Source organism: Kitasatospora sp. NPDC036934, assembly GCF_055608425.1.
This window is the reverse complement of the sequence record NZ_JBVJQR010000001.1, coordinates 1-20,455: the sequence shown is the minus strand read 5'-3', so window position 1 is coordinate 20,455 and position 20,455 is coordinate 1. Positions and strand designations below refer to the sequence as shown.

16 protein-coding genes are annotated in these 20,455 nt (G+C 74.6%); 8 read left to right on the top strand and 8 right to left on the bottom strand.

Features of this window, described 5'->3' with window-relative positions; all coding sequences use genetic code 11:
- The first annotated feature begins 114 nt into the window (after window positions 1-114).
- From ACZ7BZ_RS00080 to ACZ7BZ_RS00065, 4 genes are all read left to right on the top strand, one after another.
- Window positions 115-1,803, top strand: coding sequence for an MFS transporter (locus ACZ7BZ_RS00080; RefSeq protein ID WP_470356789.1), 1,689 nt, complete (start codon window positions 115-117; stop codon window positions 1,801-1,803).
- Entirely contained in the window at window positions 1,800-2,258 is a 459-nt protein-coding gene (locus ACZ7BZ_RS00075) for a MarR family winged helix-turn-helix transcriptional regulator (RefSeq protein ID WP_470356323.1), read from the top strand. Before ACZ7BZ_RS00080 ends, ACZ7BZ_RS00075 begins: the two co-directional genes overlap by 4 nt.
- A gap of 170 nt (window positions 2,259-2,428) precedes the next feature.
- Window positions 2,429-5,734, top strand: a complete 3,306-nt coding sequence (locus ACZ7BZ_RS00070; RefSeq protein WP_470356322.1) for an amidohydrolase family protein — start codon at window positions 2,429-2,431, stop codon at window positions 5,732-5,734.
- Window positions 5,731-5,856 carry a hypothetical protein gene (locus tag ACZ7BZ_RS00065; RefSeq protein ID WP_470356321.1) on the top strand — a complete coding sequence of 42 codons (126 nt, stop codon included), beginning with the start codon at window positions 5,731-5,733 and terminating at the stop codon, window positions 5,854-5,856. The genes ACZ7BZ_RS00070 and ACZ7BZ_RS00065 overlap by 4 nt, the downstream gene beginning before the upstream one ends.
- 39 nt (window positions 5,857-5,895) lie before the next feature.
- Here the strand turns inward: ACZ7BZ_RS00065 and ACZ7BZ_RS00060 are convergent, their stop codons facing one another.
- The 3 genes from ACZ7BZ_RS00060 to ACZ7BZ_RS00050 are packed head-to-tail and all read right to left on the bottom strand — an operon-like array spanning window position 5,896 to window position 9,774.
- The gene (locus ACZ7BZ_RS00060) at window positions 5,896-7,215 is read right to left on the bottom strand and encodes a cryptochrome/photolyase family protein (RefSeq protein ID WP_470356320.1); all 1,320 of its coding nucleotides are present in this window, start codon (window positions 7,213-7,215) and stop codon (window positions 5,896-5,898) included.
- 59 nt (window positions 7,216-7,274) lie between these two features.
- Window positions 7,275-8,777 (bottom strand): SDR family oxidoreductase, encoded by a 1,503-nt coding sequence (locus ACZ7BZ_RS00055; RefSeq protein WP_470356319.1) that lies wholly within the window; start codon window positions 8,775-8,777, stop codon window positions 7,275-7,277.
- 55 nt (window positions 8,778-8,832) lie between these two features.
- On the bottom strand, window positions 8,833-9,774 hold the full coding sequence (locus tag ACZ7BZ_RS00050) for a MerR family transcriptional regulator (RefSeq protein WP_470356318.1): 942 nt from the start codon (window positions 9,772-9,774) through the stop codon (window positions 8,833-8,835).
- A 230-nt stretch (window positions 9,775-10,004) separates the two neighbouring features.
- On the opposite strand from ACZ7BZ_RS00050, the gene ACZ7BZ_RS00045 reads away from it, so the two are divergent.
- Window positions 10,005-10,196 (top strand): hypothetical protein, encoded by a 192-nt coding sequence (locus ACZ7BZ_RS00045; protein WP_470356317.1) that lies wholly within the window; start codon window positions 10,005-10,007, stop codon window positions 10,194-10,196.
- A gap of 37 nt (window positions 10,197-10,233) precedes the next feature.
- On the opposite strand, the gene ACZ7BZ_RS00040 is transcribed toward ACZ7BZ_RS00045, so the two are convergent.
- From ACZ7BZ_RS00040 to ACZ7BZ_RS00025, 4 genes are all read right to left on the bottom strand, one after another.
- Window positions 10,234-12,048 carry an alkaline phosphatase family protein gene (locus ACZ7BZ_RS00040; protein ID WP_470356316.1) on the bottom strand — a complete coding sequence of 605 codons (1,815 nt, stop codon included), beginning with the start codon at window positions 12,046-12,048 and terminating at the stop codon, window positions 10,234-10,236.
- Between the two features lie 234 nt (window positions 12,049-12,282).
- On the bottom strand, window positions 12,283-13,002 hold the full coding sequence (locus ACZ7BZ_RS00035) for a scabin-related ADP-ribosyltransferase (protein ID WP_470356315.1): 720 nt from the start codon (window positions 13,000-13,002) through the stop codon (window positions 12,283-12,285).
- Between the two features lie 219 nt (window positions 13,003-13,221).
- Window positions 13,222-14,889: a serine hydrolase gene (locus tag ACZ7BZ_RS00030; RefSeq protein ID WP_470356314.1), complete on the bottom strand. Its 1,668-nt coding sequence runs from the start codon at window positions 14,887-14,889 to the stop codon at window positions 13,222-13,224.
- 222 nt (window positions 14,890-15,111) lie between these two features.
- Complete coding sequence (locus tag ACZ7BZ_RS00025; RefSeq protein ID WP_470356788.1) at window positions 15,112-16,209, bottom strand: endonuclease/exonuclease/phosphatase family protein; 1,098 nt, start codon at window positions 16,207-16,209, stop codon at window positions 15,112-15,114.
- Window positions 16,210-16,346: 137 nt separating this feature from the next.
- Here ACZ7BZ_RS00025 and ACZ7BZ_RS00020 point away from each other — a divergent pair, with 137 nt between their 5' ends.
- Together ACZ7BZ_RS00020 and ACZ7BZ_RS00015 are read left to right on the top strand one after the other, a co-directional pair.
- Window positions 16,347-17,066, top strand: a complete 720-nt coding sequence (locus tag ACZ7BZ_RS00020; protein ID WP_380453976.1) for a response regulator transcription factor — start codon at window positions 16,347-16,349, stop codon at window positions 17,064-17,066.
- Window positions 17,067-17,139: 73 nt separating this feature from the next.
- Complete coding sequence (locus ACZ7BZ_RS00015) at window positions 17,140-18,180, top strand: sensor histidine kinase (RefSeq protein ID WP_470356787.1); 1,041 nt, start codon at window positions 17,140-17,142, stop codon at window positions 18,178-18,180.
- Window positions 18,181-18,261: 81 nt separating this feature from the next.
- On the opposite strand, the gene ACZ7BZ_RS00010 is transcribed toward ACZ7BZ_RS00015, so the two are convergent.
- The gene (locus ACZ7BZ_RS00010; RefSeq protein ID WP_470356313.1) at window positions 18,262-19,305 is read right to left on the bottom strand and encodes a GlxA family transcriptional regulator; all 1,044 of its coding nucleotides are present in this window, start codon (window positions 19,303-19,305) and stop codon (window positions 18,262-18,264) included.
- A gap of 138 nt (window positions 19,306-19,443) precedes the next feature.
- On the opposite strand from ACZ7BZ_RS00010, the gene ACZ7BZ_RS00005 reads away from it, so the two are divergent.
- Window positions 19,444-20,367 carry an NADP-dependent oxidoreductase gene (locus tag ACZ7BZ_RS00005; RefSeq protein WP_470356312.1) on the top strand — a complete coding sequence of 308 codons (924 nt, stop codon included), beginning with the start codon at window positions 19,444-19,446 and terminating at the stop codon, window positions 20,365-20,367.
- Window positions 20,368-20,455 lie beyond the last annotated feature (88 nt).

The window sequence follows — 20,455 nt, the reverse complement described above, 5'->3', positions numbered from 1 at the left end:
TCCACACTCGATCCGGCGACCGCCCCCGGCCCGGCCGGCCGGCGGGAGGCAGCGGTGGCGACAAGACTCTCCGGCAGCGGCAGGACCGGGCGGCAGCGCCCGGCCCGTACCGGAATGGACCCGGGCCACCCCCGGTACAAGTGGGTGGCCCTGTCCAACACCACGCTCGGCACCCTGCTCGCCACCGTCAACGCCTCGATCGTGCTGATCTCGCTGCCGGCGATCTTCAACGGGATCGGCCTGGACCCGCTGCAGCCCGGCAACGTCAGCTACCTGCTGTGGATGCTGATGGGCTACATGCTGGTCACCGCCGTCCTGGTGGTCACCCTCGGCAGGCTGGGCGACATCCACGGCCGGGTCAGGATCTACAACGCCGGGTTCCTGATCTTCACCCTCACCTCGGTGGCCCTCTCCCTCGATCCGCTGCACGGCGGCCCGGGCGCGCTGTGGCTGATCGGCTGGCGGGTGGTGCAGGCGGTCGGCGGCTCGATGCTGATGGCCAACTCGGCGGCGATCATCACCGACGCGTTCCCGGCCCGCCAGCGCGGTACGGCCCTCGGGATCAACATCGTCGCGGGCATCGCCGGGTCGTTCATCGGACTGGTGCTGGGCGGGCTGCTGGCCGAGTGGAACTGGCGGTCGATCTTCTGGGTGAACGTGCCGATCGGCGTGCTCGGCACGGTCTGGGCCTACCGCTCGCTGCGCGAGACCGGGGTGCGCAGGCCCGCCCGGATCGACTGGTGGGGCAACATCACCTTCGGCGTCGGCCTGACCGCCCTGCTCGCCGGGATCACCTACGGCATCCAGCCCTACGGCGGCCACACCATGGGCTGGACCAACCCCTGGGTGCTGGCCGGGCTGTTCGGCGGGGTGGCGCTGCTCGCCGCGTTCTGCCTGGTCGAGGCCAGGACGGCGGAGCCGATGTTCCCGCTCTCGCTGTTCCGCGACCCGGTCTTCACAGGCGGCAACGCGGCCACCCTGCTGGGCTCGATCGCGCGCGGCGGGCTGCAGTTCATGCTGATCATCTGGCTCCAGGGCATCTGGCTGCCGCTGCACGGCTACGACTACGCCGACACCCCGCTGTGGGCAGGCATCTACCTCGTCCCGCTGACCGTCGGCTTCCTCGCCGCCGGGCCGATCTCGGGCTACCTCTCGGACCGCGCCGGGGCCCGGCTGTTCGCCGCCGGCGGGCTGGTGGTGATGGCGTTCTCGTTCGCCGGGCTGCTCCTGCTGCCCACCGACTTCGGCTACCCCTGGTTCGCCCTGCTGGTGTTCCTCAACGGCCTGGGCGGCGGCCTGTTCGCGGCCCCGAACACCTCGCTGATCATGTCCAGCGTGCCGGCGACGGCCCGCGGCGCCGCCTCCGGCATGCGGGCCACCTTCCAGAACGCCGGCATGGTGCTGTCGATCGGGGTGTTCTTCTCCCTGATGGTGGCCGGTCTGGCCGGCTCGCTGCCGCACACCCTCACCACCGGGCTGACCGCCCAGGGCGTGCCCGCCGCCGACGCCCGCGCCATCGCCTCGCTGCCGCCGGTGGGCACGCTGTTCGCCGCGTTCCTCGGCTACAACCCCGTCCAGCAGCTGCTGGGCCCGCACATGCTGAGCCGGCTCCCGCCGGGCAGCGCCCGGACGCTCACCGGCCGGGAGTTCTTCCCCCAGCTGATCTCGGGTCCGTTCCACGACGGGCTGGTGGTGGTGTTCTGGCTGGCGATCGCGATGTCGCTGGTCGCCGCCGCGGCCTCGCTGATCCGCGAGCGGTCGCGGCCCGCCGCCGGACCGCGGCACCCGGAGGACGGCCGGTGAGCCCGGACGGCGGCGGGCTGTCCGCCGAGGCGGTGGTCCGGCTCCGGCTGGCGATCGGCCGGCTCAACCGCCAGTTGGTCCGCGCCTCCGGCGACCAGGACCTCACCGCCGCCCAGCTCTCCGCCCTGGCCCGGGTGGACCAGTACGGCCCGCTGCGGCTCGGCGAACTCGCCGCACGCGAGGGCGTGGCCGTCCCGTCCATGGTCCGTACGGTGGCGCCGCTGGTCGCCGACGGCCTGATCACCAAGACCCCCGACCCGCAGGACGGCCGCTCCCAGCTGCTCACCCCCACCCCGCACGGGCGGGACACCCTCGACCGGATCCGCCGCGAGCGCACCGCCCTGCTGGCCCGCCGCAGCGCCCACCTGACCCCGGAGCAGTGCCGCGCCCTGGAGGCGGCCCTGCCCGTACTGGAACTGCTCCTGGAGGAGCCCGACACGCCCGGCCCTAGCTGACGGGCGGCACGAATCCCCCGTAGTGGCAGGGCCATTGACGAAGCGATGGTCCGAAAGCGGCCCGTCCGCCCCAGCACCCGAATGACAATGGACATGTCGAGAACGCTCGAACCATCCGGCCCGGGCCGGGGTCGAGCGGCGGGTCCACTGAGGTCGGGAAGGGAACGGGCATGGCGTTTCTCCGGGACGGGCAGGGCCGGGAGTCCGGCCAACGGGGCGCCGACCGGCTGGAGTCCGGCCAACCGGGCGTCGACCGGTTGGAGTTGAGTCGGCGCGGGCTCATCGGCGCGGCGGCGCTGGCGGGCGCGAGCGCCGCGCTCGGGCCGATCGCCACGGCCACCGCGGCCCCCGCGGCCTCCGCCGAAGGGGCGCAGGATCCGGCCCACCGTCCCAGCCGGGTGCTGGAGTTCACTGCCGGCACCAACGCCGGTGTCGCCGTCTCCCCGGACGGCGGGCGGCTGGTCGTCGAAGTCCAGGGCGTGCTGTGGGGCCTGCCCCGGCAGGGCGGACCGGCGACCGCGCTGACCGCCCCCGGACTGGAGCCGACCCGCCCGGTGTGGTCACCGGACGGATCGACGGTGGCGTTCTGCGCCTACCGGGACGGCGGGTTCCACCTGTGGGCGATGGCCCCGGACGGATCGGACCTGCGCCGACTGACCACCGGGCCCTGGGACGACCGCGGGGTGTCCTGGTCGCCGGACGGACGCCGACTGGCCTTCTCCTCCGAGCGCGCCGGCGACGCGGTGGCCGGCGGCTCGTACGACATCTGGACGGTGGAGCTCGCCACCGGCCGGCTCACCCGCCTCACCGACCGGCCCGGGGTCGAGGACTACGACCCGTCCTGGCACCCGGACGGCGACCGGGTGGTCTTCGTCCGGGCGGACGCCTCCGGCGGCCGGACCGTCGCCTGCGTTCCGGCCGCCGGCGGGCCGGTGAGCGTCCTGCGCACCGTGGACAGCGGCACGGTGGTCGGCCCGGTGGTCTCCCGGGACGGCCGACTGGCCTACGTGCTGGTCGGCGACGCCTCCGCCGCCTCCTCCTACCAGTCGGCCACCGCCTCCCTCGCCGTCGACGGCACCGTGGTCTCCGGCGACGAGGACGTCTCACCGCTGCCGCCGTGCTGGACGCCCGACGGCGGGATCGTCTACTTCGCGGACGGCCGGATCACCGACCGTTCCCCCGCCCTGGACAGCGCGCGGGAAGTCCCGTTCCGCGCACGGCTGGAAGTGCCGCGCACCGAGTACCGGCGCAAGGTGCGCGACCTCGACTCCACCGCCGAGCGCGAGGTGCGGGGGATCCACCTGCCCGCGCTCTCCCCGGACGGCCGCTCCGTCGCCTTCTGCTCGCTCAACGCGCTGTGGCTGCTGCCGATCGGCGGACAGCCGCGCAAGCTCCGCCAGGCCGACCCCGCCCACTACGTGCAGATGCCCTCGTGGAGCCGGGACGGGCGCAGCATCCTGTACGTCCACGACGGGAACGAAGGCGGGACCGAGAGCGCGAACGGAGGCGGGAACGGCGATCGGGACGGCCTGGGCGCCGTCCACCGCCTGACCCTGGACGACGGCACCGACACCGTCCTCGCCCGGGGCGGCCGGTTCAACCCGGCGCTCTCCCCCGACGGGACCACGCTGGCCTGCCAGGACGTCCTGGGCAACCTCCTCCTGGTCGACCCCGCCACCGGCGCGGAGCACCGGCTCGCGACCCCGCTCGGCGGCAACGGCCTGCCGGGACGGCCGAGTTGGTCCCCGGACGGCCGCTACCTCGCCTACTGCGACCGCAACCGCCTCAACCACCGCTTCCGTGAGGGCTACAACGTGATCCGGGTGGTCGACACCCGGGACGGCTCCGCGAGGTCCTACCTGCCGCTGCCGGACACCTCGGTGGCCGACCGCTGCGACAGCGGCCCGGTCTGGTCGCCCGACGGCAAGTGGATGGCGCTCGTCGTGGAGTCCGCGCTCTGGGTGCTGCCGGTCGCCCCGGACGGAACGCCCACGGGCGAGGCCCGGCGGATCACCGAGGACTCCGCCGACCACCCGTCCTGGTCCGGCGACTCCGCCCGGCTGCTCCACCTCTCCGACGGGCGGCTGCGGCTGATCGGCCGCGACGGCGGCGACCCGCGCACCGTCGCCGTCCCGCTGCGCACCTCCCGCGCCCTGCCGCCACGCTCCGACGTCACCCGCATCCACGCCGCCCGGCTGTGGGACGGCACCGCGGAGAACGTCCGCGAGGACGTCGACATCGTGGTCACCGGCTACCGCGTCTCCGCCGTCGAACCGCACCGCTCGGGCGCGCGCCGCGCCGGAGAGCGGCTGGTCGACGCCACCGGCTGCACCGTCCTGCCGGGCCTGTGGGACGCCCACACCCACCCGTACCAGAACACCTACGGCGGCCGGCAGACCCGCACCATGCTGGCCTACGGCATCACCGGCACCGCCTCGCTGGGCGGCTTCGCGTACGAGCAGGCCCGGATCCGCGAGTCGGTCGACGCCGGGGTGCTGGCCGGGCCCCGCTTCCTGACCACCGGCGAACTGCTCGACGGCAGCCGGGTGGCGTACAGCATGGGCCGCGCCCACCGGACCACCGACGGCCTGCGGCGCAGCCTGGACCGCCTGGTGGCGCTGGACTGCGACTTCGTCAAGACCTATGTGCGGGCGCCCGGTTGGATCATGGCGGAGGCCGCGCGGACGGCCCACGAGCGCCTCGGGGTGCCGGCCGGCAGCCACCTGCTGACGCCCGGGGTGCAGCTCGGGCAGGACCTCACCACCCACCTGTCGGCCACCCAGCGGCAGGAGTACGGCCGGGCGTCCTCACCCACCGGGCGCGCCTACCAGGACGTCCACGAGATCTACCGGGGCGGGGAGTTCGCGATCGTCATCACCCCGTTCTCGGCGTTCTACCTGCTCGGGGACGATCCGTCGCTGGCCGACGACACCCGGGTGACCGCGCTGATGCCGCCGTGGGACGCGGCCGGCGTGCAGGCCCAGGCCCGGACGGCCGTCACCGCCGAGCAGCGGCGCGCCGTCCGGCGGGAGATGGAGGTCTACCGGACGATCATCGCGGACGGCGGCGCACTGGCCCTCGGCACGGACGCCCCGCTCACCCCGGTCGGCCTCCAGGTGCACCTCGGCCTGCGCGCCCTGCACCAGTACGCGGGCCTGTCCCCCGCCCAGGCGCTGCGCACGGCCACGGCGGCACCGGCCCGGCTGTTCGGGCTGGCGGACGAGCTCGGGACGGTGGAACCGGGCAAGCTCGCCGACCTGACGGTGGTCGAGGGGAACCCGTTCCACGACTTCGCGGACCTGGCGCGGACGTCCTGGGTGATGCGCGACGGCATCGTGTTCCGGCGCGCCGACCTGGTGGCCGCCCCGACCCCGACGGCCGCCCGCCCGTCCGCTCCGGAGCAGCAGTCCGGTCCGGAGCAGGACTGGCTCGCGATCGGCCAGGCGCTGCGGAGCGACGGCTGCTGCGCGCCGTGACGCCTGCCGTGCCGCCGCCGGCGGCGGTACGGGCCCGGGCGGAGCAGTACATCAACGACATCGAGTCCGCCCGGCTGCTCCACGACACCGGCAACGACACCGGCACGGGCACCGACGGCTGAGGGCTGAGGGCTGAGGGCTGAGCCAGTCCGGGTTCCGGTTCAGTCCAGGTCGCGGGCCGAGCGCAGCCGGGCCGACAGGGTGTCGGGGGCGATCAGCGGCTCCGGGTAGTCGGGGGCGAGCAGCCAGGGGCGGTGCACGGCCGGGCCCGGCAGGTGGGCCAACTCCGGTACCCAGCGCCGTACGTAGTCCCCGGCGGGGTCGTAGCGGTCGGCCTGGCGCAGCGGGTTGAGCACCCGGTTGGGCCGGGTGTCGGTGCCGGTTCCGGCCACCCACTGCCAGTTGAGCTGGTTGTTCGCCACGTCGCCGTCCACCAGCAGGGACAGGAAGTGGGCGGCGCCGATCCGCCAGTCCAGGTGGAGCGACTTGGCGAGGAAGCTCGCCGTCAGCAGTCGGGCCCGGTTGTGCATCCAGCCCTCGTGGGCGAGTTGGCGCATCCCGGCGTCGACGATCGGGTAGCCGGTGCGGCCCTGGCGCCAGGCCTCGGCCTCCCGCTCGTCCCGGTGCCAGTGGTCGTCCCGGGTGCGGTAGTCGCGGTGCGCGGCGTCGGGCCGGGCGGCGAGGACCTGGTGGTGGAAGTCGCGCCAGGCGAGCTGGCGGACGAAGGCCTCGGCGCCGGGGCCGCCGCGCTGGAGGGCGCGGGCGGTCAGCTCGGTGGGCGACAGACAGCCGAAGTGCAGGTACGGGGAGAGCCGGGAGGTGTCGTCGGCCGCCAGGTCGTCGTGGACGTCGGCGTAGGAGTCGACGTCCCAGCGCCTCCACCGTTCCCGGGCCGCGGTCTCGCCGCCGGCCGGCAGGCCCGGCGAGACCTGGCCTGAGACCACGAGGTTCTCGCTGCCGATGCCGCCCGGCGTGCGGATCACCCGGGGCGCGCCCAGCACGGTGCGGTGCGGCACCTGCTGCCAGGCGCGGTGGTACGGGGTGAAGACGGCGTAGTGGTCGCGGCCGGCCGGGGTGATCCGCCCGGCCGGGACGACGGTCACCGAGCCGTCGTGGACGTGCAGCCGGTCGCCGAACCGGGCGAGCAGTCGGGCCTCGCGCCGCCGGGCGAAGGCGCTGCCCCCGGCGGCGAGGTGCACCGTCCCGGCGCCGGCCTCGGCGGCCACCCGGGCCGTCTGCTCGTCGGTCGCGCCCCGGCGCACGATCAGCCGGGAGCCGGTGCGGCGCAGCGAGGCGTCCAGGTCGGTGAGGCAGTCGGCCAGGAAGGCCAGCCGGTTGGGGGCGGCGAAGCCGGCCGCCTCGACGGCGGGGTCGAGGACGAACAGCGGCACCACCTGCTCGGCGGCGGCGCGGGCGGCGTGCAGCACGGGGTTGTCGTGCAGGCGGAGGTCCTGGGTGAACAGGGCGATCGAGACGGTCATCGGCGGGGCCTCGGAACGGGTGCGGGTGTGATTGGCTTTTTCGGGGGGTGCGAGGTGGGTCAGGGGTGCGGCCCGGCCCGGCGGGCGCGTTCGGTGATGTTGCGCGCCATCGCGTCGAACACCAGGGAGTGGAACGGCGCCACCGACCACCAGTAGGCGTGGCCGGCCAGTCCGTGCGGGTGGAACAGCGCGCGCTGGCGGTAGAGCGCCCCGCCGGCGCCGTCCGGGCCGACCCGCAGCTCCAGCCAGGCCAGGCCCGGCAGGCGCATCTCGGCCCGCAGCCGCAGCAGGCGTCCGGGCTCGATCTCCTCGACCCGCCAGAAGTCGAGGGCGTCGCCGACCCGCAGGCGGTCCGGGTCGCGCCGGCCGCGGCGCAGTCCGACGCCGCCGGCCAGCCGGTCGACAGTGCCGCGCAGCGCCCAGGCGAACGGGACGGAGTACCAGCCGTTCTCGCCACCGACGCCTTCCACGACCCGCCACAGGGCGGCCGGGTCGGCAGCCACCCGCCGTTCCCGCAGATCCTGGTAGAGGCTGCCGCCGGCCCAGTCGGGGTCGGTGGGCAACGGGTCGCTGGGGGCGCCGGGGAGCGAGGCGGAGGACCAGCGGGTGGTGACCCCGGCCTCGCGGATGCGGCGCAGCGCGAGTTCCACGGCGCGGTCGAAGCCGGTGAGGCCCTGCGGGGGGTCGGGGATCCAGCGGGCGATGTCGTGCTCGTGGCAGACCACCTCGTGCCGCAGCGACTCCACCAGCGGGCGGGCCAGCGGGCCGGGGACCGGGGTGACCAGGCCGACCCAGAGGCTGGAGAGCGCCGGGGTCAGCACCGGCACCGGCACGATCAGCCGGGGCGGCAGGCCGGCGGCCCGGGCGTAGCGCTGCATCATCAGCCGGTAGGTGAGCACCTCCGGCCCGCCGATGTCGAAGGCCCGGTCCACCTCCGGCGGCAGCCCGGCGGCGGCCACCAGGTAGCGCAGCACGTCCCTGACGGCGATGGGCTGGATCCGGGTGTTGACCCAGCGCGGGGTGACCATCGCGGGCAGCCGTTCGGTCAGGTAGCGGAGCATCTCGAAGGAGGCCGAGCCGGAGCCGATGATGACGGCGGCCCGCAGTTCGGCGGTGGGCACCCCGGCGGACCGCAGCACCCGGCCGACCTCGGCGCGCGAGCGCAGGTGCGGGGACAGCCCGGCCTCCGGCACCCCGGCGGGCAGCAGCCCGCTGAGGTAGACGATCCGGCCCACTCCGGCCCGGGCGGCCGCGTGGGCGAAGGCGCGGGCGGCGCGCCGGTCGGTGGCCTCGAAGTCCGACCCGGTGCCGAGCGAGTGGACGAGGTAGTAGGCGACCTCCACGCCGTCGAAGGCGCCGTCCAGGGTCTCGGGCCGGGTGACGTCGCCGGTGGCCGCCTCGACCCGGTCGCGCCACGGCTGGTCGCGCAGCCGTCCGGGGTCGCGGGCCAGGCAGCGCACCCGGTGGCCGGCCGCGAGCAGCTCGGGGACGAGCCGCCCGCCGATGTAGCCGGTGGCGCCGGTGACCAGGCAGTGACGTCCGGTCGGGATTGGCTGGTCCACTGTCCGCTCCTTCCGTTCTCTTCGTTCCGTCCGTGGTACGCCTACCCGGCCCCGGTCAGCGCAGCAGGCCCTCCAGCAGGTCGAGAGCGCCGGCGAGGTCGCGGGGCCGCAGGGTGCCCGGCGGGCGGCGGGGGCCGGTCCAGCCGGGGCCGGCGACCAGCACCACCGGTCGGGTGCGCGCGCCCTGCGGGCCCCAGGCCGTCCGGACCACCCGCTCCACCAGGGCCCGGTCGGCGGTGCGGGTGACCTGGGACCACAGCAGGACGGCCGGCGGACCGGTCCGGCGCACCGCCTCCAGCAGCGCCTCGGCCGGCAGGGCGGGGCCGAACATCCGGAACGGCAGGCCGCGCTCGGCCAGGGCCGCGGCGAGCGCCTCCAGCGCGAGGGCGTGCAGCTCGGTGGGCATCCCGGCGAGCAGCGCGGCCGGTCCCGGGGGCGACTCGGCCCCGTCGGCGGCCCGGCGCAGGGCGGCGGAGACGTGCCAGGACAGCAGGTGCTCCACCTCGACGTAGCGCTCGCCCTCGGTGGACCACTTGCGCCCGACCGCCCGCAGCGCGGGGGTCATCACCTCCGTCCAGGCGGTGACCGGGCCGAGCGCGTCCACGCTGCGGCGCAGGATCAACGCCATCTCGGGGGCGTCCAGCCGTACGGCGGCGCGGGCCAGGCCCCGGCACTCGGGGCGTACGGTGCCCACGGGCAGGGTGTTGCCGCCGGAGGCCGTACCGGTCCCCCGCTCCGGCCGGGCGGAGGCGGCGCCCACCAGGGCGGCCCGGGCGGCCTCGGCGGGGTTGACGCCCCGGGCGGTGAGCCGGCACATCTCCTCCAGCACGGCCACGTCGTCCGGCTCCCACCGCCGGTGCCGCCCGGGCGCGCGGTGGGCCGGGCCGACTCCGTAGCGGCGCTCCCAGGAGCGGATGGTGGTGGGCGAGACGCCGAGCCGTCGGGCCAGTGCCCCGGTTGTCAGTCCGGCCGGGGCGGGAGCGGGCGGGGCGGTCACGGCCGCGAGCCTACGTCGAGGGGCCGGAGCCCGCTCGGCCGACGTGCCGTCGGTGTCTGCGGCGCCGGTGGACGGCCGGTCGGTGATTGCCTGCACTCTCCAACCGTCGCGCGGTCGCGAGCTGCCCGGGTAGTCGCAGCGTTTTCGCAGCGTTCCGGCGGGCCGCGCGCGGGCGCCGAGCTCGCCCGCGCGGCGCGGGCGTCGGTGGCCGTGGGGGCGCGGACGCCCTGGTGTCCACGCTCGCGATGCACGGCGCCTGGCTCGTGCCGCTGGTGGGCTTCACCGCGCTGTTCGCGGTGGCCCTGTGGGTCGGCGGCCGGATGCGGTCGCGCCTGAACACCTACCGCCCCTCACCGCGCTCGGCTCCCGGGTGCTCGGCGACGTCCGCACGGCCGAGCACCCCGAGCCGCCCCGGCGGCTGAAGGGGCCCGGCGGGCGGGCCCCTTCAGCCGCCGGTCGTCAGCCGACGGTGACGGTGAACGGGCCGGCCAGGACGGAGTAGCCGTCGTTGGCCAGGAGGTACGCGTCGTAGCGGCCCGGGCCGCCGAGCTTGCCGGTGGCGAAGGTGAGGGCGCCACTCTGGTTCGGGGCGTAGGACCAGGTCAGCGAGGAGCGGGAGCCCGGGGTGACGCCCGCCGGGTAGAAGCCGACCCAGTTCTTGGCGCCGGCCTGGGCGGCGGTCGGCAGGGCGTAGCGCAGGGTGAGGTTGCCGCCGTTGGCCACCGCGCCGAGGTCGCCGGTCAGAGTCGGGCCGGTCGCGGTTGACGGCGCGAAGGCGGCGTTGAGCGGCGTGGCGTAGGTGTCGTTGGCGGTGAGGCCGGGCAGTCCGAGGGCGGACTCGATGGTACGGCCGATGCCGTAGTGGTCGTAGTGCAGCGGGCTGCTGGTGCCGGCCGGGACGGTGCCCTGGGAGCCGACGGCGATGGTGGCGAGGTGGTTGTAGGCCTCGCCGGCGCTCTCGTCCCAGGTCAGCAGGAGCAGGGAGCGGTCCTGGGTCCAGGCGGGCGAGGACAGCACCGGGGCGAGGGTCTGCTGCAGCCAGCCGTCCTGGGTCTTGAGGCTGGTGGCGTTGCCGTTGCCGGAGGCCTCGCCGTCGTAGTAGTCGTCGGCGGCGATCCAGGAGAAGTTCGGGGTGGTGGCGGCCGACTTGAGGTCGGTGGTCAGCTGGGTGGTGTCGAACAGGTGGGCCGCGCAGCGGGCCGGGTTGCCGCTGATGTCGGTGTAGTTGATGAACGGCGCGTCGTCGGGCTCGTACTTGGCGTCGTACTGGGTGGTGGTGTTGCAGGGCGTGCCCATGCCCTGCTCGTAGGCCTTCCAGGTCTTGCCGGCGCCCTCGATGGTGTCGCCGAGGTTGCGCTGCGGGGAGTTGATGTTGGGCCAGTAGGTGGCGCCCTTGGTGTAGGTGTCGCCGCCCGCGATGGCCAGGTAGTTCTCGTCGCTGGGGTGGTAGACGCCGTGCGAGTCGGTGAGGGTGGCGCCCTGGGCCATCAGGCCGTGGATGAACGGGGTGTCCGCCGGGTCGTTCATGATCTGGGCGTAGTCGGTGTTCTCCATCATGACGGTGAACACGTGGTCGTAGCCCGGCACCCGGGAGGCCGGCGGGGCGACCGGCGCGGGCGCGGCGACCGGGGTGTCGAGGGTGAGCGAGAGGTTGTCCAGGTAGCCGGTCTCGTTCGTGGTGGAGAGGAACTGCACCTCGACCTGGATCGAGCGGGTGCCGGCCGGGACGGCTCCGGTGGCGCTGCGGGAGAGGAACTTGGTGCCCAGACCCCGGTCGGTGGCGGAGACGGTGGGCAGCTTGGCGGTCGCGCCGCGCGGGCTGCCGTCGGCACCCTGGAAGTGCAGGCTCACCGCGGCGTAGCCGCCGTAGGTGGTCCAACCGCCCAGCCAGCCCGCGAGGTCGTAGTGCACGCCGCCGCCGTCGATCGCGCCGGCCGCCGAGGAGACGTCGACGGTCTGGCTCATCGAGCCGTCCCCGAAGTTGCCCGGTCCGAAGAAGGCCTTGCCGGGAGCCTGTCCGTCGGTCGGCAGGCCGAAGGAGCCGACCGTGGAGCACATCACGTCGACGCCGCCGGCCTGGACGGTCCAGCCGGGGACGGTGGTGGCCGCGCTCCAGTCGTTGGTGCAGTATCCGCCGGCCTCCGCGTCGCCGTTGACGATCAGGTTGCCGCTGCCGCCCGCCGCCTGGGCGGTGCCGGGGGCGGCGACGACCAGGGCGCCGACGAGCGGGAGGGTGGCGAGCATTCCGCCGATGGGGCTCCAGCGCAGTCGCATGGGGTACCTCGTCCCGTTGGTTGCATGAGGGTGGGTGCCGTGGCGGTGCACCACGGGCGGGACATAGGTACCGGTTCCACGCCGCCCGGGGAAGGGCGCGCGGGCGAACACAGGCCGAACTTGGTCAGACAAGTTTGCGCGGAGGGCGCCCCACCACCCGTCGGACGCCCGCCGAACGGGGCTACGCCGCAGCTCCGGGGGGCGGTGGAGCGACCTCCGCTCCGCGCGGGGCGGTCAGGAGCCGGCGGGCACGTTCGGGTACGGCGCGAATCCGGAGTTGGACTTGCAGCCGAGGTTCTCGAAGGTGCTGATCTTGGTGTTCGGGTCGGTGGAGAGCAGGTGGTACTTGCAGGCGCCCTTGATGTACCGGCCCTCGACCCCGCCGGGGAAGTCGATCTCCTTGTTCCAGAGGTACGGCGACTGGTAGCCGTTCAGCCGGGCGGTGGCGTTGACGTCGATCCCTCCGGGGGCGTACATCTCGTACACCCAGCCGGTCTTGGTGTCCCCGTAGGTGGCGAACTTCTGGGCCACCCACTGCGTGCAACTGGTGCTCAGGTGCGCGCTGTTCTGCCCGCCGCCCTTGACGATGTACTCGGCGAGCGGGGTCACCTGCTCGCCGCGCGGCGTGAAGCCGCCGCGGAAGATGTCCTCGACGTTCTCCCGGGTGTCGCCGCGCCAGAGCGTGTTGACGTCGTTGCGCCACTGCCAGCGCTCCGCCGTCGCCTGGCCCGCGACGGTCTGGGCGATCTGCGGCTCGGTCGTGGTGCTCCACCAGTCCGAGGCCCGGTAGTCGCGGACCGGCCCGCAGGGGGTGGTCAGGTCGTCGTCGTCGGCCGCGCGCGGGGCGGGCACGGACGGCCCGGCCGGGGCGGCGACGGCCGGGGCGACGGCGACGGTGGACAGGGCGGAGGCGAGGGAGACGGCGGTGAGCACCCGCAGAGCTGCCTGCAACATGGTGAGAACCCATCAGTCGATCAACATGACCGGCCCTTTATAGGCGTGCCGACCGGAGCGCAGCGGGAGCACTACGCCGGCACCACTCGCACGGGTGGATTATTCGTATCGATACTGACGGGGCGCCGGCCCCGCGGCGGGGGGGCGACCCTGCGGCGGGGGTCCGGCCCCGCGGCGGAGCGCCAGCCCTGGGGTGGGCCGGCGCTCGCAGCGTCCGGGTCAGCCGCGGGTGAAGGTTCCCAGGCCGTCCACGTCGAGCTGCTCGACCACCACCTTCCCGGCCCTCCCGTCCGACCCCACGCTGAAGGTCACCCCGGACAGGCCGACCGCGTTCTCACCCTTGCTCAGGAAGCTGAACACATCGCCGTCGAAGTGCTGGAGCGGGTACTGGAGCTTGGCCGGCCCCACCGTCATCACCAGGCCGCCGTCCTGCTCGGTCACGGTCAACGGCCCGTAGTAGCCGCTGGCGTACGTCCCGGTGTACGCGGAGTTCGGCTCGGCCGGGGCGGCGCTCGCCGGCGGCTTGCCGTAGTCGGTCTTCGAGACCGGGCTCGCCGCGGCGGCGGGCACCACCTTGCCGAAGAAGCCCAGCCAGTCCACCGTCTCCCGGCCCTCCTGGGCGACGTCGAAGAACTCCTCGGCCACCGCCTCCGGGAGGCCGGTCGGCTGGCCGTTGGTGAGCACCACGATCCCCAGCTGCTCGGAGGGCAGCAGGGTCACCGTGGTCGCCGCGCCCAGCTCGAAGCCGCCCGAGTGGTTCAGCCGCAGCCGGCCCTGGGGGTCGGTGCCGACGTTCCAGCCCAGGCCGTAGAACCCGGCGGTGCCGGCGGCCGCCCTCGGCGGGCTGTTGACGTACTGCGGGGTGCGGGTCTCGTTCAGGGCGACCGGGTCGATCACCGACCGGCCCTCGAACTTCCCGTCGGAGAGCTGCAGCCGCATCCACCGGGCGAGGTCCTGCACCGTGGAGCTCACCCCGCCGGCCGGCGACTGGGAGTCGGCGTTCTCGGTGGTACTGACCTGCCAGCCGCCGGCCGTCTTGACGTGCGCCGCCGCCTTGTCCGTCGCGTTGTCGTAGTCGGAGCGGCGCGAGCTGGTCGAGTTCATCCCCAGCGGCCGGTAGAGGACGTCCGCCGCGAGGTCCTCCCAGGCCACCCCCTTGGCCTTGGCGACGGCCGCGGCCGCCTCGGTCAGGCCGTAGTTGGTGTAGGCGTAGCTCGCCCGGAACGGGCCGAGCGGCTGGTCGCGCAGGTGCTGGACGATGTAGTCGCGCTGGTAGCCGAGGTCCTCCAGCAGGTCCCCGGCGTGGTCCGGCAGGCCGCTGCGGTGCGAGAACAGGTCGGCGATCGTCACGTGGCTCGTCACGTACGGGTCGGCCAGGGCGAAGCCCGGGTCATGGGCGGTGACCGGGTCGTCCCACTTCGCGACCTTCTGGCCCACCACCCCGGCGACCACCGTCGAGGAGATCGGTTTGGAGACCGACGCCAGCTGGAACACGGTGTCCGGATCCACCTGGTCCGGCTTGCCCAGCTCACGGACCCCGAAGCCCTTCGCGTGGATCACCTTGTCCTGGTACACCACCGCGATCGCCACCCCGGGGACACCGGTCTTGGCCATCGCGTCCCGCACGTAGCCGTCGATCCGGTCCACGGAGGCGTTCACCTGCTGCTCCGTCAGCTGCGGCGCCGGCTGGGCGGGCGGCGCGGTCGCCGGGGCGGTCGCCGGGGCGGAGGAGGGGTCCGGGGTGGGGGCGGCCTCTGGGTCGGTGGCGGCCGCGGAGGTGCATCCGGCGAGCAGCGGGCCGCTCAGCAGCAGGCCCGCCAGCGCGGGCGCGGCGACGGCCCGGCCGGGGCCGTGGGCGGTGCGACTGGCTGCGCCGTGACGATGCATCGAGGTCCTCCCTCGTCCGGGCGGCGCGGCCCCGGTTCCTCGGTGCCGCCGTCCGCCGTACGGCGGGAGTGTGAACGGCGGGGCGCGCCCCAGGCCGCCGCCGCGCGCCGTCAGCCACGCAATCCACCCGTCCGGCGGCCGGTCAGCGGGACGGCGGGGCGGCGACCCGTCAGCGGAACGGCGGCCGGTCGGCGGGGACGGCAGCCAGGCGGGCCGGAGCGTTCACCAGCTGATGCCGGCCGCGACCGGCAGGTGGTCGCTGCCGGTGTCCGGCAGGACCCGGGAGTTCGTCGCCGTCACGCCGCGGACCAGGATCTGGTCGATCCGCACCACCGGGAAGGAGGCCGGATAGCTGAAGCCGAAGCCGTCCCCGGCCGTCTCCTGGGCCGAGCGCATCCGTGCGGTGAGGCCGGCGAACCCGCGGTCGTCCAGGCTGCCGTTCAGGTCCCCGAGCAGCAGCGTCCGCTCGCTCGGGTCGGCGGCCAGGGCCCTGCCGAGCGCCTGCACGCCGATGTCGCGCGAGGCCGTCGCGAAGCCCGCCCCGGGGTACACCCGGACGGACCCCAGGTGTGCCACGTACACCGCCAGCGGCCCGCGCTCGGTGACCACCGTGGTGCGCAGCGCCCGGTTCCCGGCCGTCTTGTCGTTCGCCGGCTTGCGGTCGGCCAGCGGCCCGTAGTTCACGACGTCGATCGTCTGGGCCTCGCCCAGCGGCAGCCTGCTCCAGAGGCCGACGGTGCCCCGCACCACGTGGTAGGGGTACTCCGCCGCCAACCCCGTCTCGTACGTGCCCACGGCCTGCGGGGCCAGCTCCACCAGGGCCAGTAGGTCCGCGCCGGACCCGGCCAGGTGGCGGGCGGTGCCGGCCGGGTCGGGGTTGTCGGCGTTCACGTTCTGCTCGACCACGGTGAGGTCACCGCCGGGGCGGGACTTGTCGGTCAGCAGGCCACCGAACAGGTTGAGCCACGCCACGACGGGCAGCAGCAGCGCCAGCACCGCGGCGGCGGAGCGGCGCCAGAGCGCGGCGGCCAGCAGCAGCGGGACGAACAGGCCGAACCACGGCAGGAAGGTCTCCACCAGACTGCCGAGGTGCCAGCCGGCGTTCGGGATCTCCGCGTGCAGCAGCAGGACCAGGCCGAGCAGCAGCGCGAGCGCCGTCAGGAGCGGCCCGCGCCGCCACGGCTCGGGCCGGGAGAGGGCGCGGGCCGCCCGGCGCAGCGCCGCGCGCCGGCCGCTCCCCCGACCACCGCCCGGCTCCCCCGTTCCCGTTCCCGCCCCTGTTCCCGCCCCTGTTCCCGCCCCTGATCCAGCCCCCGTCATCGGCGCCGGGCGCTCCCCCGCGGTCATCGTCGCGTCCTGCTCGTGGTTCATGCCGCCAGTCAACGCGGCACGGTGTTGCCGGGCCGTATGCGATTTCCGATACGCGGACGATAGGCACCGGCTCGTAGCATCGGGGGATGCGCGTGTTGATCGTCGAGGACGAGTTCTACCTGGCCGAGGCCATCCGGGACGGCCTGCGACTGGAGGCGATCGCGGCCGACATCGCCGGTGACGGGGACACCGCGCTGGAGCTGCTCGCCGTCAACACCTACGACATCGCCGTCCTCGACCGCGACGTCCCCGGGCCGTCCGGTGACGAGATCGCCAGGCGCATCGTCGCCTCCGGCAGCGGCCTGCCGATCCTCATGCTCACCGCGGCCGACCGTCTCGACGACAAGGCCTCCGGGTTCGAACTCGGCGCCGACGACTACCTCACCAAGCCCTTCGAGCTCCGTGAACTCGCCCTCAGACTCCGGGCGTTGGACCGCAGACGCGGCCACAGCCGGCCCCCGGTGCGGGAACTCGCGGGCCTGCGGGTGGATCCGTTCCGACGCGAGGTCTACCGGGACGGCCGCTTCGTCGCGCTGACCAGGAAGCAGTTCGCCGTGCTCGACGTCCTCGTCGCCGCGGAGGGCGGCGTGGTCAGCGCCGAGGAACTGCTGGAACGGGCCTGGGACGAGAACGCCGACCCGTTGACGAACGCCGTGCGGATCACCGTCTCGGCGCTGCGCAAGCGCCTCGGTGAACCCTGGATCATCGCCACCGTGCCGGGCGTCGGCTACCGCATCGACACGGCGCCGGACGGGCCGGGGGCGGCATCCGGGTCGACGTCAGGCGAAGGCGGGCGGCGTGGCTAGGTCCTGTCCGGAGCCCAGGTCACCGGGGCCGAGCGTCCGGCTGAAACTCGCCCTCAGCTACGCCGGGTTCCTGATGGTCGCCGCCGTCCTGCTGCTCGCCGCGGTGTGGCTGTTCCTGCTGCGCTACGTCCCCGACCGGGCGTTCCTGATCGCCGGCGCCACCGACACCCCGACCCACGGGGTGTTCCCCGTCCGGTCGAACCTCCTGCGCGTCTTCGCCCCCAGGGCGGCCGTGGTGCTGGCGTTCCTGCTGGTGTTCGGCCTGGTCGGCGGGTGGGTCCTGGCCGGCCGGGTGCTGGCCCCGCTGACCCGCATCACCGAGGCCGCCCGGAAGGCCTCCACCGGGTCACTCGCGCACCGGATCCGACTACCCGGCCGCGCGGACGAGTTCCGGGAACTCGCCGATGCCTTCGACACGATGCTGGCCCGGCTCGAAGCGCACGTGGGCGAACAGCAGCGGTTCGCCGCCAATGCCTCGCACGAGCTGCGCACCCCGCTGGCCACCTCCAAGGCACTCCTCGACGTCGCCCGCACCGATCCCGACCGGGACGCCCGCGAGATCATCGACCGCCTCCACGTCGTCAACACCCGGGCGATCGAACTCACCGAGGCGCTGCTCCTGCTCAGCCGGGCCGACCGGCGCTCCTTCGCCCGGGAGCGCGTCGACCTGTCCCTGCTGGCGGAGGAGGCCACCGAGACCCTCCTGCCGCTCGCGGAACGGCACGGCGTCACCCTGGAGACCTCCGGCACCGTCGCCCCCACGAGCGGATCGCCGGCGCTCCTGCTCCAGCTCACCGTGAACCTCGTGCACAACGCGATCGTCCACAACCTGCCCGCCGGCGGCACGGTACGGGTCGACACCCGGGTCCGTCCCGGGGCCGCGCTGCTGACCGTCGACAACACGGGCGAGCCGCTCGCCCCGGTACTGGTCGCGACGCTCACCGAACCGTTCCAGCGCGGCACCGGCCGGATCCGCACCGACCACGCGGGTGTCGGGCTCGGCCTGGCGATCGTCCGCTCCATCACCCGGGCGCACGACGGGACCCTCACCCTCGCCCCACGGCCCGGCGGCGGCCTGCGCGTCACGGTGGAACTGCCCGCACCACCCCCCTGACCGCGCCCGCCCGGCCGTCCGCCAGTCCATCCGCCCGCCCGGCCGGCCGGCCGGCCATCTGTCCGCCCGTCCGGCCGTCCGTCACCTGAGCGCGGGTACCCGGTCGTCGGCGCCGAAGGTGCGGCGGTAGGAGGCGGGTGAGATGCCGAACGAGGCCCGCATGTGGGCGCGCAGGGAGTTCGCGGTGCCGAAGCCGGCCCGGTGGGCGACCAGGTCGATGGACAGGTCCGTGGTCTCCAGGAGCTGTTTGGCCAGTTCGAGCCGCTGGGCGGTGAGCCACTGGACCGGGGTCATGCCGACCTCGTCGCGGAAGCGCCGGGTGAAGGAGCGCAGGCTCATCCGGGCGTGCTCGGCGAGCCGGGTGAGGGGCAGCGGTTCGCCGAGGTGGTCGAGGGCCCAGGCCCGGGTGGCGGTGGTGGCGGCGACGGTGGGGTCCGGGACGGGACGGTCGATGTACTGGGCCTGCCCGCCGTCCCGCCACGGCGGCACGACGCACATCCGGGCGGCCCGGTTGGCGATGGCCGCGCCGTGGTCGCGGCGGATGATGTACAGGCAGAGGTCGACGCCCGCGGCCACTCCCGCTGAGGTGAGCACGTCGCCGTCGTCGACGAAGAGGACCTCCTCGTCGAGCTTGACCGCCGGATAGGCCCGGCGGAACTCGGGGGCGAGGTTCCAGTGGGTGGTCGCCGGCCGGCCGTCGAGCAGTCCGGCCGCGGCGAGCACGTAGGAGCCGGAGCAGATGGACACCAGCCGGGTGCCGGGGCGGATGCGGGCGACGGCCGCGGTGACCTCGGGCGGCAGCGGGCCGCCGCGGGCCAGCTCCGGCATCGCGTGGGTGGGCGGGATGATCACGGTGTCCGCCGCGGCCATGGCCTCGGGGCCGGCGGCCGGCTGCACGGTGAAGCCGGCGTCGCTGAGGACGGCGGTTCCGTCGGCCGTGCAGACGGTGACCTCGTAGAGCGGGCGGCCCTCGGCGTCCTGGGCGCTGCCGAACACCCTTGAGGGGATGCCCAGTTCGAACGGCGGGACCCCGGGCAGGGCCAGCACGGCGATCCGGTGCGGACCGGGGGCCGCCGGCGCCCGGTCCGAGGTGTTCTGCGGTGTTACCGACCGAATCCTGCCCATGGCCAGATCCTGTCACATAGTGGCCGGACGGCCAACCCCGCGAGCGGCCCGGATTCCGGATCGTTGACCGCGTCGCCGCCGGGGAGCCCCGGCGGCGACGCGAACCAACCGGATCCGAAGAGAACGAGGCACACGGTCATGCGTGCAGTGGTGGTGGAGCAGTGGGGCGGTCCCGAGCAGCTGGTCGAGCGGGAGCTGGCGCGGCCCGAGCCCGGGCTGAACGAAGTCCTGGTGCGGGTGCACGCGGCCGGGGTGAACCCGGTGGACTGGAAGACCCGGGCCAGCGGGGGCCTCATCGAGTGGGGTGACGTGCCCGCCGTCGGCTGGGACGTGTCCGGCACGGTCGAGGCCGTCGGCCCCGGGGTGGGCATCCACCGCCCCGGTGACGAGGTCTACGGGATGCCGCTCTTCCCGCGCCAGGCGGGCGCCTACGCCGAGTACGTGGTGGCACCGGCCCGGCACCTCGCTCCGAAGCCGGCCGGCCTGACCCACGTGGAGGCGGCGGCGCTGCCGCTGGCCGGGCTGACCGCCTGGCAGGCCCTGGTCGACGCGGCGGACGTGCGCCCCGGCGAGCGGGTGCTGGTGCACGCGGCGGCCGGCGGGGTCGGCCACCTGGCCGTCCAGATCGCCAAGGCCCGCGGCGCCCACGTCATCGGCACCGCCAGCGCGGGCAAGCACGGGCTGCTGCGCGAACTGGGCGCGGACGAGGTGATCGACTACCGCGCGGTCCGCTTCGAGGAGGCCGTGTCCGACGTGGACGTGGTGCTCGACGGCCTCGGCGGCGAGACCGCCGAGCGCTCGCTGCTGGTCCTGCGGCCCGGCGGCCGCCTGATCACCCTGCCCGGCCCGGGCGACGTCCCCACGGCCCGCGACGGCGTACGGGCGACCTGGGTCCTCGTCGAGCCCGACCACCGGGGCCTGCGCGAGCTCACCGCCCTGGCCGACCGGGGCGCGTTGCGGCCCGTGGTCGAGACCGTCCTCCCGCTCGACCAGGCCGCCAAGGCCCACGAACTCGGCGAGCGGGGCCGCACCACCGGCAAGATCGTCCTGACCGTCGCCTGACAGTGAGGATGTGACGTGATGATGTTGCCGGTGGGTCTGACCCTCCGCCTGACTGACGTCTCGACTGTCCTGTTTGGGATTTGTCGGC